The sequence below is a fragment of the Paraburkholderia sp. IMGN_8 genome, from assembly GCF_038050405.1.
Taxonomy (GTDB): domain Bacteria; phylum Pseudomonadota; class Gammaproteobacteria; order Burkholderiales; family Burkholderiaceae; genus Paraburkholderia.
Genome location: NZ_CP150900.1, coordinates 2,388,998 through 2,402,680 on the forward strand (window position 1 = coordinate 2,388,998; position 13,683 = coordinate 2,402,680).

A 13,683-nucleotide genomic window follows, 5' to 3' on the forward strand; every position below is an offset into this window, starting at 1 on the left:
CAGCATTCAGAACCGCAGACCCATAGGCAAGCACAAGCCGCGCGGCGCGCTCAACACGGCCTCGATCAACTGTCGCTGAACGTCTGGTCCACAAAGGTACGCAACTGCGACAAGTCGGTTTTCGCGTAGCCGGCGGTCGTTTGCACCGACGCGTGTCCGAGCAAAGCCTGTGCGGCCGGCAATGGCACCTGATGGTCCACCACGAGTTGCCTGGCGTAGCCGTGGCGCAGCCAGTGCGGTGATGCCGATCGCAGGCGCGCAGCGCCCGCGTGATCGGTTTTCTCGATGCAGTCGGCCGCCGCGATGAAGATTGCCTTCACTTCATCGTAGAGGCCGGAGCCGTGCAGCGAGCCGCCCTTAAGTCCGTGAATCAGCGCCGCGCGCTCGAAGGGGCCGGGCTGCGGCGGCAGCCCGCGCAGCTGCCGGTACGTTGTGAGGATCGGCACACAGAGCGCGGGCAACGGAATCGCACGTGTCTTGCGGCCCTTGCCGAGCACGTGCAGCGTCCAGCACTCGATATCGTCGATGCGGTCGACCTCGAGCTTCGGCAACTGCGCGTCATCGGACCACACGAGTTCGACCAGGCGCACGCCAGCGTACCGGTACAGCGTCCAGATCGCGCGGCGCCGCGCAATAGCCAACGTATCCGCCAGCGCGTCAGCGGCATCGGTCGCTGCGGCGACCCACGCATCGCACGCCGCAAGCAACGCCGTCGGCAGCATCCGTTGCGGCGCGAAGCTCGCGCGCGTGCGTGCGCCGCGCACGAGACCCGCAGCCGGATTGGCGGTCAGATAGCCGGTCTCGGTCCAGTAGCGAAACAGGCTCGCGACGACCGCAAGTGCCCGGGCCTGCGTCGCTTCCGACACCTTCCGGTCATGGTCGCCGATGGTGACAGGAGCGTGCTTGCGCGACGCCTGCCGGTACGCGAGCAGATCGTGGCGTGTCAGGTCCGACAGGGGCCCCAGCTGCTGCGCTTCACACCACGCGACGAGCCGCCGCAGCTCGGCCCGGTACGCGCGCAGCGTATGCGGCGAACGGCTCGCGCGATCACGCAGGAAGAGCGCGACAGCCTGCGCGTCGTCGCCGACGCCGAGCGTGTTGGTCGCGCTTGTGACGTTCGCGAAGCGCCCGGCACGCGCAAGCCACGCGATGAGCGGTTGCGGCACGGAGGCCAGCGCCGTGGCCGCCGTGGTCTCCTGTTTCGACTCACCTGTGGCGGTCGGCAGACCGGTATCGACTGCGGTCCTGAAGCGCCGGCGATGCGCATGCAGCACACGGGCGAGCACCGCTTCGGGTGTCGGCGCATCGTCAATGGCGACGGTACGCACGCGGCCGCGATCCCAGTATTCGATCGCGACCGCGTGATCGAGCAGCAGGCGCATCACGGCTGGATGCGCCGCCTTCGCGTCGGCGAGCGACGGGTAACGCTGTTTGATCGCGGCCAGCGTCCAGCGGGTATAGATGACGTGGCCGAGCGCGTCGGCCAGATACGCGAGCGCGGCGTCGAGCGTGTCCGGCAGCCGTCGCGGTGGTGTCGTGCTGCCATCGATCCAGTCGGGCGGGATCATGGTCCCGCTCATGATTTTTTCGGGCGCTTCGCGGCGCTGCTCTTCGACGTACCCCTCGTACGCCCGGCAGTTGCGAGACCGCTCGCAGTAGCAGGCGCGCGGTGTGCCGGAGCAGCCGACACGGCGCGCAGCAGGTCGTCGAGCTGGGCATGCTGACTCGCGTTGACCGCCTTGAACGCGAGCGCTTCGGCGACCGCCTGCTGGCGCGCGGTGCGCTCGGTGGCCAGTTCGCCTTCGAGCCGATCGCGCTCGTCCTCGAGCGCGGCGATCCGGCGCTCGCCAAACCTGAGCTGCGACGCGGAGTTCGCATGCTCCTTTTTAAGGGCCTCGCGCTGGTGGGCGGTTTCCTGCAGCAGCTGCTTCGACAGCGCTTCGTACCGGTGCTGCACGTCCGCAAGTGCTTCCGCGTGCGTGCGCTCAACCGCCGCCCGCCCGGCCGTCGCCGCGTCGAGTTGCGCCTGGCGTTCCTGGGTTGCGGCATCGAGCGCGGTGCACCGGTCGCGCAGCGTCGCATTCTGCGCGCGCAGGTCAGCGAGTTCCGTGTCGCGCGTGGAGACAGACGCACGCAACTCGCTCACTTCCTGGCGCAGCAGTTCGACGCGCAGTTCGGCGTCGGTGCGCGCGGTGCCGGCCGCCACGATCGCCTGTTGCGCATCAGCCTTCAGGCGCACCACGTCGTCGAGTTGCACGGCGACGGCAGCCTGCCACAGCGCGCGCATCTGCTCGGCGATTTCGACGGGGATGCCGGGCATCGCGATGTCGGCGAGTCCCGCGCGCACGACCTCGGCCTCGATCGCGTTCAGCGCCCGCGCAAGGGTCGCGGGATCGCCCGCGCCGAGCCGCGCGCGGAGCTTCCGTACCGACACGATCTTGCGGAAGCGTTCGCCGGTAGGTGGATCTGCATCGCCGGCTTCGGCGAGCATCGACAACACGGCGGTACGGATCTGCTCGGGGGTAACGGCGGCCGGACGGGGCATCGCGGGCTCCTGGCGAAGAAGAGGATCACTTCAGCCAGATTATTCCATGCATGTATAGCGTTATAAAACACGTTTTTTAGCTATCTGAGTTTCAGTATCAAAGATAACTACTATTATCGCCGCGAGACACGCCCGATATCGCCCGTCAAAGCATCTAACGGCCGGATAAGCCCCGCCAGACCGTTTCTCAGGTAGCACAAAAAGACCAGACAGCAAGCATTTGATTTTATTGAATATAATATTGGGGTCCGACCGCTAGCCGTTGTCGCGCCTGGATCGTGCTACCGTCGTAATCTGCATTGAAATCACGGGGATGCCGTGAACGGCGCTTTACCCGACAACAACGGACGCTCTTGAGTTGGAAGTGACGGACCGCTTGTGGCCGCACCCGGTCCGACGCAGGCCTCGATCGATCGCTGATCGCAGCAGATATCGAACCCGTCACGTAACCACCGGCGCAACCGCGTCGCAGTGTAGCTGTCGAGCGCCCGATACGCGCGGCTGCCCAATCTCCACGTCCTCGCTACGTATTGCGTTGGTCTTGAACTGAGGCCCCTTCCCTCCCAGCATTACACCGGCTTCAACGGTAATACGGGCCTCTCCGTCACCCCAAGGCGCCCGGCCTGTCCCTCACGGGCATCCGGTTGGTCATCCCTGACCACGCCAGGGGGCTTCCCGTGTTGCGTGCGCTTTCCCTGTGTACATGCTGTCGCCACTACCCCGGCGCAGCGACTGGGCGTCCTGCCTGCTCATTCACCCAGCCGTATCAGCCTTCCCCGATAGGGTTGTCGGGTCGGCCTGCGCATCGAACTTTTCGAAGCTTGCTCGGCGTTCACTCGCGTTACGGCCTGCACACTCGCGCTGTCACCGTATTTCGTGACACGCTTCACCGAAGGCTTCAACCGCTTCGTTACCTCCACGATTGCTGCTTCCGGCTGGAGCGGTTGCCGGGTGGGGCTTTCACCCACTGGAAAAGCGCCCCCTTTTCACGACGCACACCCAAAGCGGTCTAAGAACTCCGCCTTGCGTCGATGACTGGTTTCGAGGTCGAACGGTCGTCCGCTCAGGCGGAGTTCCTGGCGGAGTTCCTGGCGGAGTGTTGGCCGAAACCGCAATTTCCCTATCGGCGTTGGCGTGCCCGCCAAGGGCGGTCCATTAACGAGCCTCGTCAGAACCATCTTGAAAAGGCGGTCTCGCACGTTCTGCACCAGGAATTCATCCTGAAAAGTCCTTACTACCCATTTCTTCTCAGTCACCTATCTTCTTCACCACGAGGGCCAGCGCTTCGTCGGCAGGAATGTTTTGGGGGGCGGTCATGGGAGACAAGAGCGTTCTGGATGCGGTGGTTGTGGGTGCTGGATGGGCCGGTCTCGGCGTTAGTTATGCGCTCGCTCAGGCTAATATGCGGCACTGCGTTCTGGAGCGTGGCAGAATCGGCGAAACTTGGCGGACCCAGCGTTGGGATTCTTTCCACTTCAATCTTCCCAACATCTACGGTGCAATGCCTGGCGATAGTTACAACGGCGCTGAGCCGGAAGGATTCATGACGCATACGGCGTTCGTGACGCTGCTCGAAAACTACGCGCGGCGCCACCAACTCCCAGTTCACACCGGCGTCGCGGTCTCAAAACTGGATTCAAGCGACGGGCTCTTTCGCGTTGTGACACCGCAACAGACGTGGTGGGCTAAAAGCGTAGTCGTCGCCAGCGGCAGCCTGAACCGGCCGCGCCGACCGGCTGCTGCCTCCGCATTGGTGAACGGCCCGGTGCAAATTGATGCCTCGGACTACCGCAGTGCAAGCGCCTTACCCGCCGGGGCCATCCTCGTTGTGGGCAGTGCACAGTCTGGCTGCCAAATCGCCGAAGATCTGATCCTGACAGGCAGAGAGACCTATCTCGCGACGAGCCATATTGGCCGCATGCCGCGACGATATCGTGGGCACGACATTGTCGTGTGGATGGTGAAGACCGGAATGTTCGACGTGCCGCGCAGGGATTTCGTCGATGCGTCCGGCCGCGTTGCTGCTCGGCCCATGCTTGGCGCGTTGCACACAATAAGCCTGCAGTCTCTGAGCGCCCAAGGCGTCGTGCTGCTAGGGCGATTAATCGGCGTGGAGGATGGCCGGCTCGTCTTCGCCGACGACCTTGTCGAAAATGTTCGGTTCGGCGACCAGACTTCCGCGCAACTCAAAAGCCGTATCGATGAATTTATCGAGCTTGGCGGCCTTCCTGCGCCCGCGGCCGCTGAGGACGAGGCGGAGACGGTTGCTCCACGCCTACCCGAGCGACCTATCCTGTTGCTCGATCTCATCGAGCGGAACATTTCAACAATTGTTTGGTGCACAGGCTTTGGGGGTGACTTCAATTGGATCGACATACCGGGTGTTCTCGATGAGCGACGCCAGCCGGTTCACGACGACGGCATTGCTCCGATCCCTGGAGTCTATTTCGCCGGACTCGATTTTGCGTCCACGCGCCGGTCGGGCACAGTGATGGCGATTGAGGACGAGGCGCGGCGGTTCGTCGCTCATATCGCGGCACGCTGCACGATCTGACCGGGCATCTGCCCGGGCCCTGCGGCCTCTCATTTGTCTCGTTGGAACTGTCCCGGTCGAAGTGGCTGGTCATATCGATTGTGCCGGGGCTTTGATCAGATCGCCACTATGAGCGGTTTATATTGCGCTGGAACTGGCTGCGGGGGCGGCTTCAAATCTCCACGGTCAACAAGTGTCTGTCTCAGGCAAAACCTGTCCGTGACCAAGGCATCTACATCCCGGTTCGCGGCTGAGGAGACAAGCCCGCCGAACGGGGAATTGAGATCAGGCAGGTGTTTGTGCTCGAGGTGCTCGAACGTACCGAATGGCTCGAACTGCTCCGCGACATGGTCGCAGCCGCGGAGATAAAGCTGCGTGTTGCAGGGGAATACGCGCCCGAGCAGACCGCCGATGCACAGCGCGCGCTCGAGGCCGGCGGCCTTCGCGGTCGCCTCTTCTAGCGACCAGGGACAGCTCTTTCGGATCGACGTCAGCCGACGTCACATGTTGTCTCCATCGCCACTCACAGACCAGCCTCCCACCAGCGGGTGCTCGCTGTTACGTGCAGCGCGCGAATGAGGCGGTCGTGACCCGCCACCGGGTTTAGTCCGAACTGCAGTTAGAGTCCGAGGTTAAAAACTGCTGGGTTGATTCATGCGCCCGGGCGAACTGCCCAAGCGTAAGATAGCCGAGCGAACTGTGTGGCCGCTCGGTGTGTACTCGATTCGCCACGCTTCCATCTTCCTTTGGACCTCGGGCTATGTGCCCAGATTAGGCACATACATGGGGCCTGATACTGCAAGTCAGTATCAGGCGCGGGGACCCGAGCGGCTGCTTACCATTGTAGATCAGCCGTCGGAACGTCCAGGCAAAGCGTCGGGCAAATGGCTGTTCCTGGCCGAACCCGGCCTGTCGCGACCGTCCGTTCTCGACCCAAGGGGCCAAATCCCGTTCGTTCGTTAGGCAACACACCGGCATCGAGTAGGCCAAGGCCTCGCGGTTTTTATCCAACGAACTGTGTGAAACTGCTTGCTCGCTCACGCTGTGCAGGAATGCCGGCGATGGCTCGGACCGACGTCGGCGACGCGCATTGCATTTTTGAAAGAATCTCCGGGGGTACTTACGGAAATCGAACGTAAACCTTGTGAGGTTTGACATGACTACGAATGACGAAGATGGTTTGTCCGCTGGCCCAGTTCCGACAATCGACCCCGTGAACCCGGGGGATGACCCGCCTGTGCCCCATCCAGTAATCGACCCGATGGACACGGTAGTCGACCCCGTAACCCCGGGACTCGAGCCATCCCTATCTGGCGACCCCATGCCGGAGCCAGGTGAGGAACCCGTTGCAGTTGTAACTGCACCTCCCCCGCCTGAATTAACTGATGTAACTGATCCTCCCGTTGAGGGTGGTGGTGACGGTGGTGGTAAAGACGATCCAGATCCCGGCGAGTAATAGTCGTAGTCGCCTGAACTTCGCACGTTGATGAGCTCGGCGTTCAATAAATGAACGCCGACAACTCATTCCGAACTTCACAAACCAGCGCGCTCATCTGCTGACAGCGATGTTCAAGAGCCCTGGATACGGCGGTACGCGTTGTAGTGTCGAAGCGCGCCTTGCTTGTCCCCTCGAAGTTCCTTGAGTCTTGCAAGGTTGTAGTTTGCGTCCGCGTAATCCGGCTCAATCGCGAGGCACTTGCCGTAGCCCACGTGGAGAGCCAGCCACAGGCCCCGTAAGAAGTCGGTGCTACTATCATTCGCTCAGGTCAAGCCCCCTTGCCGATACCCGCCTCGGACGGTCGTTCGAATTTCCACCCAGCACCTTCGTTCGAAGGAACAAGCAGTGACCCGATCACACTCGCCGGCGCGCTTCGATGCAACCGGAGATGAACAGCATCGACGTATCGTGGATGCCATTCGTGACCATGGCTGGTCGGAACAGGACAATTTTTTTCCGCCGGATTTGACGCTCGCGCTGGCGTTGGAATGTGCAGCGCTTGCGACGGCCGGAGCGCTCACATTGGCGCTTGTCGGCCAGGGCGCGGCACGTTCTCTTCAGCCCGACGTGCGCGGCGACCGGATTCAGTGGCTGGAGGCGGGCCAGTCCGAAGCCCGCGACCGGTATCTCGCGATCATGGAAATGCTGCGTATTGCGTTGAATCGCGGGCTCTTTCTGGGACTCGAAGAGTACGAAAGCCACTTCGCATACTACGCCCCGGGCGCTTCGTATCAGCGACATCGCGATCAATTTCGCGATGACGATAGCCGCACGGTGTCCGTCATCGTCTATCTGAATGCGGACTGGCTGCCGGAGCACGGCGGCGCGTTGCGGCTACATCCTGAAGGCTTGAGCACGCAGGACATCTTGCCAGTCGGCAGCCGGCTCGCAGTGTTTCTATCCGCCGACATGCTGCACGAAGTACTGCCTGCGACGCGTGAGCGCATGTCGCTCACGGGATGGTTTAGACGCCGCTCGTGATCTCCCAGGCCGTTCCGGGGCACCGTGATTTTCGTGCTGCTCACGCTGGCGATTAGCCTAGAGAAACGGCTCGATTTCAGGCAAGTCGACGCGCAAGTCGTCCATCAGCACGGTTTCGATCAACTCGCCTTGCCCGTTTGCGCTGATCACCCTGATCGGTAAGCCGGTCGTCACGTCGAGCCACAGTTGATAGCGGCCAACGCCGGCCACGTCGTGCCCCGGCGCGCCCGTGACAACCAGACGCGCGGCTCGGCGCGCGCCGACGGCCTCGTGGCCCGCGAATTGCGTTTCGCCAAGGCGCTGAAGCTCACGGACATTCGTCAGCAGCGCGCCGAGATCGGACCGGTCGATGCGGTGCGCGTTCGGCCCCTGAATGATCGGATTGTCGGGTGCAAGCGCAAGCCTGGGAAACGTATGAAAGCCGAAGGGCCAGAGCATCACCTTGCCCGTATCCGGGCTATAAGCGAGGACGGCGCCCGCATGCGGGCGAATGAAGTCCATCCGGATGAATCCTGGCTTCCTGTAGCGATAGCGGACTTCGACCGGTTCGCCGACAGACGGCGTCGAGCACAGCGTCACTGCGTAATTCGTCAGTGCGTCGAACCGGGCCTGAGCATCCGCGATGAGATCGGGCACCGCATAGAAGCGATCCGACATGGTTGGCGTCAGTGCGTCGCCGACACGACCTGCCCGGTGATATCTTCGAGCACGCACTTGCGATAGGCTTGCGCGACGACCCATGCGCGCACCCCGTCGTTCGGATTGCGCCCCATCGCCTCGAGCGTCTCGGCCACCCAGCCCGGACTGACGACATTCACGCGCAGCGAGCCTTTCAGTTCGAGCGCCGCCGCGCGGGCGAACGCTTCCACGCCGGCATTGACGATGCTTACCGCGGCGCCGCCCGGCATCGGGTGCTGCGCGAGCACGCCGCTCGTCAACGTGATCGAGCCTCCCCGCGTGACGTTCGCCATGCCGCAGCGCACCAGATTCACCTGCCCCATTAGCTTGTTCGCGATGCTGAACGCGAAGTCGCCGTCGGCGAGCGTATCGAGCGGCGCGAATCTTGCGGTGCCGGCAACGCAAACCACCGCATCCAACGGCACCGCCTGCCTGTACATCGCGACGATCGACTCCTTGTCTGAGATATCAACGGCAATTGCCGACCCTTTGCGGTTCGCACCGATCACGTCGTGATCCGCCGACAGCAGGCGGACGATTTCCTTTCCGAGGAGCCCTGTCGCTCCGACGACCAGTATGCGCATACATCCTCCTATACCGACAGGTGGACCAAGATCCATTCTGGCGCCGCGCTTGCGCGGATGTCATGGAAATAGCGAAGGACGCACGCGGAGCGCACGGAGTCGCGGTTTGCGTGGAGTCGGCATGTTGTTATCTCAGTATCGCCGTGCAGTACCCGCACACCGCAAGCCTTCTGGGGTCACCTATAGTGCCTCAAGAATACTGCCAATGCCGCAACCACCGCGAGGATCACGATCACGACCTGACCCTACAGAGCGCGCCGGCTCCCCTCGCCGCCCAGGCAATCCCCCATAGCACGAAGCGAACGGTGATCGAGGCCGGAGGGCGTGTGCCTGCACGGCACGCTCATGCTGCCGCCATGAGCGTGCGCCCCGGTCCCATGCACGCACGGCAGTGTCGGCCAGAAACCCGCCAGCCGCGCACTTGCACAGCGCACGGCTCTGAGCGACATTTGTCATGACGACCCGCGCGTAAGCCCGGCTGGAGACTGCCATGACAAACCGGCTCGCCACCGAAACCTCCTCTTACCTCCGACAACACGCCGACAACCCCGTGGACTGGTATCCATGGAGCGAAGAGGCATTTCGCCGCGCCCGCGACGAAGACAAGCCGATCCTGCTCTCCGTGGGCTACGCCGCGTGCCACTGGTGTCACGTGATGGCGCACGAATCCTTCGAGAATCCGCGTATCGCCAGCCTGATGAACGAGCGCTACATCAGCATCAAGGTCGATCGGCAGGAGCGTCCCGACATCGACGACATCTACCAGCAAGTCAGCCAGATGATGGGACAAGGAGGCGGATGGCCGCTGACCGTGTTCCTCACGCCGCAGGGAGAGCCGTTTTTCGGCGGCACCTACTTCCCGCCGGACGACCGCTATGGCCGCCCCGGGCTCGGGCGCGTGCTGATGAGTCTGAGCGAAGCCTGGCGGCATCGGCGAGAGGAGCTGCGCGACACTATTGCGCAGTTTCGGGAGGGGTTCCGACAGCTCGATCAAGCGAATCTGGACGGCGAAGCCACCGGTATCGGGGATCTGCCAGCAGAGGCAGCCCGCGCCCTGGCACGGAACACTGACCCGGTTCATGGCGGGCTGGGCGGCGCCCCCAAGTTTCCCAACCCGAGCTGTTATGACCTCATGCTGCGCGTCTATCATCGAAGCGGCGAGCCCACGCTGCTTGACGCAGTGGAACGCACGCTCGACCACATGGCGGCTGGCGGCATCTATGACCAGCTCGGCGGCGGATTCGCCCGCTACAGTGTCGACGCGCGTTGGGCTGTGCCGCACTTCGAGAAAATGCTCTATGACAACGGCCAGCTCGTGAAGCTGTACGCGGACGCCTACCGGCTGACCGGCAAAGAGGCCTGGCGCCGCGTCGTGGAGGAAACCATCGGCTACGTCTTGCGCGACATGACGCACCCCGGTGGCGGCTTTTACGCCGGCGAAGATGCCGACAGCGAAGGCCAGGAAGGCAAATTCTATGTCTGGACAGTCGCCGGGATCGAAGCAGTCCTTGGCGATTCCGACGGTGCAATGGCGTGCCAGGCCTACGGTGTGACAGAACACGGCAACTTCGAACACGGTGCTACAGTGCTCCAGCGTGCGGTCGAGCTGGATGCGCTGCAAGCAGCGCGTCTGGCGGGCTGGCGCGAGCGGTTGCTGGCGGCGCGCGGCCGACGCGTGCGCCCGGCGCGCGACGACAACATTCTCACCGGCTGGAACGGCCTGATGATCGAAGGGCTCTGTGCCGCTTTCCAGGCAACGGGCTGCCTCGAGTATCTCAGCGCAGCACAGCGTGCCGCCAGTTTCATCCAGAGCGAGCTGACCCTGCCCGACGGCGGCGTGTACCGTGCCTGGAACGACGGAAGAGCCAAGGTGGCGGGGTTTCTCGAAGACTACGCCTTCCTGTCCAATGCGCTGCTCGACCTGTACGAGTCATGCTTCGACAAGCGCTACCTCGATCGGGCCGTCGAACTCGCGGCACTCATCCTCGACAAGTTCTGGGAGGACGGGCTGTATTTCACACCGTGTGACGGCGAGCCATTGGTGCACAGGCCGCGCGCGCCGTACGACAATGCGTGGCCGTCGGGCATCTCAACGAGCGTATTTGCGTTCTTGCGCCTGCATGAGCTTACCGGCCACGATCTCTATCGTGACCGCGCCGAGCACGAATTGCGGCGATACGAGGCCGCAGCCGCCAAGGCGCCGGCCGGTTTCGCGCACTTCCTTGCCGCCCGGGACTTCGCGCAACGCAACCCACTCGAGATCATCTTTGCGGGCGACAAATCGGGCGCCGCCGCACTGGTAACAAGCGTACACCGCGCATACCTCCCCGCGCGCGTGCTGGCCTTTGCCGAAGACGTGCCGATTGGCCGGGAGCGCCACCCGGTCAAGGGCCGCCCAACGGCCTACGTGTGCCGAAACCGCACGTGCGCCGCACCGGTGACCGACGGCAAGGCGCTCCTCGAGCTTTGTGCATCCTGACGGCAGCCCTGCACGAGCCGGTTGCAGGGGGCGCCCGCCTTCAGCGTGCACGCAGCGCATCGACGATGTTCATGCGCGCTGCACGCATGGCAGGAAGGAACCCGCCGATGAGACCCATTGCTACCGAGAACGCAAGCGTTTTCACCACGATTGCCGAGGTCAGAATGAAGCGGAACGAAAGGTCGGCAAAGGTCTGGAAGTTGGTGGTGGAAAATGAGGCGAACTGCATCAACGCCGCGCAGCCAAGCCCGGCCGTCCCCCCCACGAGGCCGAGCAGCATGGCCTCGACGAGAAACGCGGCGAGCACGTTGACGCGTTTGAAACCCAGTGCGCGCAAGGTGCCGATTTCCGCAACCCGGTTGGCCACCGACGCATACATCGTGATCATCGCGCCGATCATCGCAGCGATCGAAAAAATCATCGATAGCGTAAAGCCCAGAATGTTGATGAACGTCGATAGCGCCTTCGATTGATCGCTATAGAACGCCTGCTCACGTTTCGCTTCGTCGGCAAGCCGTGGGTCGACATCGATGTCTGCCTTGAAGCGGTCGAAGAGATTGGTCTGCGCGAGGCGCACCACCATCGACGAGTAACTGGTGCGGCGAAACGACCGCATGAGCTGGTCCACATCGCCCCAGATTTCCGAGTCGAAGCCGCTGCCGCCGGCGTCAAAGGTTCCGACAACGGTCCAGTCACGCTGGGCAAAACGCAAATGCTCGCCGATCTGCGTCCCGCTGAAGCCCTTCGCAACGCTGCTCCCGACAATGATCTCGGACGACCCGGCTTTGAACATGCGTCCCGCCACCAGCTTCACCTGTGGACGCAAGCCCAGGCCCGTCGGCGAGACCCCACGAATGACCACGTTCGACGGTTTGTTCGAGCCGCTCTTCACGAGCGAGATGAGCACCACGGCTTCTTTCGACGCCAGTGGCCGCCCGTCCTCGCCGATGGCCACCGACGGATGCATTTCCATGATGCTTGCCTGGTTGCGGTCGATCGCGCTCTGCACCTCGGTTTCCGCACCCTTGCGGATCACCACCACGTTGTCGTGTTCGCCGGTGGACACGAGGGTCTTCTTGAGGCCCGCGTCGAGCATCAGCACCGTGGCGAACACGAACACAACCAGCGCCAGCCCGCCGGCTGTGAGCATCGTGGTCAGCCGACGTGTCCACAGGTTGCGCGCGATGTAAGCAAGCGGAATCGCCACAGGAACCTCTAACCGATTGCCCGCAGGCCTTCGACAATACGAACCCGCGCCGCGTGCAACGCCGGTACGATGGCGGCGGCGAATCCGACGGCGAGCGCGCATGCTGCCTGCAGCTCGATCGTTTCGACGGATACGTTGAAAACGGGGAACACGCCGCCGGTAGCTTGCTTGAAAAGGCTCGCCGCCGGCGGCGTGGCGAGAATGCCGAGGCTGCCGCCGATCGCGCAGATCGCGATCGACTCCCCGAAAACCAGAAATGCCAGAAACGTGGGCCCGAAGCCGAGCGCCTTGAGCGTTGCGTACTCGACCGTACGCTCGCGCGCACTCATGGCCATAGCATTGGCCATCACCGCCATGATGATCACGATCACCACATACGATACGACGCGGATCGCCGCAATGATCTGATTCGACATGGCAACGAAGCCAAGCTGAAACGCCTGCTCGGTTTCGGTGAGGGTCTCAGCAAGCGAGTTCTTGAAGACGCTATCCACACTGCGCGAAATCGCGGCGGCATCATCCGGGTTCGAGATGCCCAGGACGTAAACACCGACTTGATCCGCTTGCCGGCGCGTCGTCTTGCGCACGGTTTCGTTCAGGTATTCCCAGTGGAACAGCAACTGACGCGTGATCGTCGTTTCGTCCCGTCCGTCCAGAATGCCGCGAACGACGAATTCCCAGGTGCCGGGGTAAATCGTGCCTTTAATCGGAATCACATCGCCCAACTTGAATCCGAACTGGCTCGCGAGTTGCCGTCCTACGAGGCACCCCTTGCGATCACGCTGGTAATCGGAGCGCTGTTGCGCCGGCAGTACAAACTCCGGGTACAGGTCGAGATAGTTGTCCGATACCGCGAACTGCGCAAAGAAGTTCCTGGGCTCGCGATAGATACCCCCGAACCAGTTGGAACGAGCCACCAGTGTCACCCCGTCGACGCCCCGGATACGGTTTTCATAGCTCAGAGGCAAGGGGAAGACGAGCGAGATGGCGTTGCGTGTCACGAGCCGTGCATTCGAGGCTGCGGCGGCCCCCGCATACCAGGCGTCCACCACCGTGTGCAGCAACCCGTAGGCTAGCACCGCGATGGTCAGCCCCACCACGGTCAGAATGGTGCGCAGCTTGTGTCGCAGCGCGTTTCTCGCGATCAGCTTCAGCAGGTACATGGCGCAGCACCACAA

The 13,683-nt window shown here is 62.9% G+C and carries 10 protein-coding genes; 4 read left to right on the plus strand and 6 right to left on the minus strand.

Going from position 1 to position 13,683, the window contains the following annotated elements; all coding sequences use genetic code 11:
• Window positions 1-65: 65 nt before the first annotated feature.
• Together WN982_RS11115 and WN982_RS11120 are read right to left on the minus strand one after the other, a co-directional pair.
• Window positions 66-1,568: a tyrosine-type recombinase/integrase gene (locus tag WN982_RS11115; RefSeq protein ID WP_341315775.1), complete on the minus strand. Its 1,503-nt coding sequence runs from the start codon at window positions 1,566-1,568 to the stop codon at window positions 66-68.
• A gap of 8 nt (window positions 1,569-1,576) precedes the next feature.
• Entirely contained in the window at window positions 1,577-2,545 is a 969-nt protein-coding gene (locus WN982_RS11120; protein WP_341312065.1) for a DNA-binding protein, read from the minus strand.
• Between the two features lie 1,315 nt (window positions 2,546-3,860).
• Between WN982_RS11120 and WN982_RS11125 the strand changes: the two genes are divergently transcribed.
• The 3 genes from WN982_RS11125 to WN982_RS11135 all read left to right on the plus strand — a co-directional run bounded on the left by WN982_RS11125 (window position 3,861) and on the right by WN982_RS11135 (window position 7,557).
• Window positions 3,861-5,099, plus strand: coding sequence for an NAD(P)/FAD-dependent oxidoreductase (locus WN982_RS11125; protein WP_341312066.1), 1,239 nt, complete (start codon window positions 3,861-3,863; stop codon window positions 5,097-5,099).
• A 272-nt stretch (window positions 5,100-5,371) separates the two neighbouring features.
• Window positions 5,372-5,539: a hypothetical protein gene (locus WN982_RS11130; RefSeq protein ID WP_341312067.1), complete on the plus strand. Its 168-nt coding sequence runs from the start codon at window positions 5,372-5,374 to the stop codon at window positions 5,537-5,539.
• 1,382 nt (window positions 5,540-6,921) lie between these two features.
• Window positions 6,922-7,557, plus strand: coding sequence for a 2OG-Fe(II) oxygenase (locus WN982_RS11135; RefSeq protein WP_341312068.1), 636 nt, complete (start codon window positions 6,922-6,924; stop codon window positions 7,555-7,557).
• Between the two features lie 57 nt (window positions 7,558-7,614).
• Here the strand turns inward: WN982_RS11135 and WN982_RS11140 are convergent, their stop codons facing one another.
• Window positions 7,615-8,214 carry a DUF1571 domain-containing protein gene (locus tag WN982_RS11140; RefSeq protein ID WP_341312069.1) on the minus strand — a complete coding sequence of 200 codons (600 nt, stop codon included), beginning with the start codon at window positions 8,212-8,214 and terminating at the stop codon, window positions 7,615-7,617.
• Window positions 8,215-8,222: 8 nt separating this feature from the next.
• Complete coding sequence (locus tag WN982_RS11145) at window positions 8,223-8,819, minus strand: short chain dehydrogenase (protein WP_341312070.1); 597 nt, start codon at window positions 8,817-8,819, stop codon at window positions 8,223-8,225.
• A 490-nt stretch (window positions 8,820-9,309) separates the two neighbouring features.
• On the opposite strand from WN982_RS11145, the gene WN982_RS11150 reads away from it, so the two are divergent.
• Entirely contained in the window at window positions 9,310-11,298 is a 1,989-nt protein-coding gene (locus tag WN982_RS11150; RefSeq protein WP_341312071.1) for a thioredoxin domain-containing protein, read from the plus strand.
• 40 nt (window positions 11,299-11,338) lie between these two features.
• Here WN982_RS11150 and WN982_RS11155 read toward each other — a convergent pair whose 3' ends face one another.
• Both WN982_RS11155 and WN982_RS11160 read right to left on the minus strand, forming a co-directional pair.
• Entirely contained in the window at window positions 11,339-12,505 is a 1,167-nt protein-coding gene (locus tag WN982_RS11155; RefSeq protein ID WP_341312072.1) for an ABC transporter permease, read from the minus strand.
• A gap of 8 nt (window positions 12,506-12,513) precedes the next feature.
• The gene (locus WN982_RS11160) at window positions 12,514-13,668 is read right to left on the minus strand and encodes an ABC transporter permease (protein ID WP_341312073.1); all 1,155 of its coding nucleotides are present in this window, start codon (window positions 13,666-13,668) and stop codon (window positions 12,514-12,516) included.
• Window positions 13,669-13,683 lie beyond the last annotated feature (15 nt).

Excerpts from the sequence above, each read along its gene's own strand:
- WN982_RS11150 (WP_341312071.1), top strand. The coding sequence starts at position 9,310 with ATGACAAACCGGCTCGCCACCGAAACCTCCTCTTACCTCCGACAACAC.
- WN982_RS11145 (WP_341312070.1), bottom strand. The coding sequence starts at position 8,819 with ATGCGCATACTGGTCGTCGGAGCGACAGGGCTCCTCGGAAAGGAAATC.
- WN982_RS11115 (WP_341315775.1), bottom strand. The coding sequence starts at position 1,568 with ATGATCCCGCCCGACTGGATCGATGGCAGCACGACACCACCGCGACGG.
- WN982_RS11140 (WP_341312069.1), bottom strand. The coding sequence starts at position 8,214 with ATGTCGGATCGCTTCTATGCGGTGCCCGATCTCATCGCGGATGCTCAG.
- WN982_RS11125 (WP_341312066.1), top strand. The coding sequence starts at position 3,861 with ATGGGAGACAAGAGCGTTCTGGATGCGGTGGTTGTGGGTGCTGGATGG.
- WN982_RS11120 (WP_341312065.1), bottom strand. The coding sequence starts at position 2,545 with ATGCCCCGTCCGGCCGCCGTTACCCCCGAGCAGATCCGTACCGCCGTG.
- WN982_RS11160 (WP_341312073.1), bottom strand. The coding sequence starts at position 13,668 with ATGTACCTGCTGAAGCTGATCGCGAGAAACGCGCTGCGACACAAGCTG.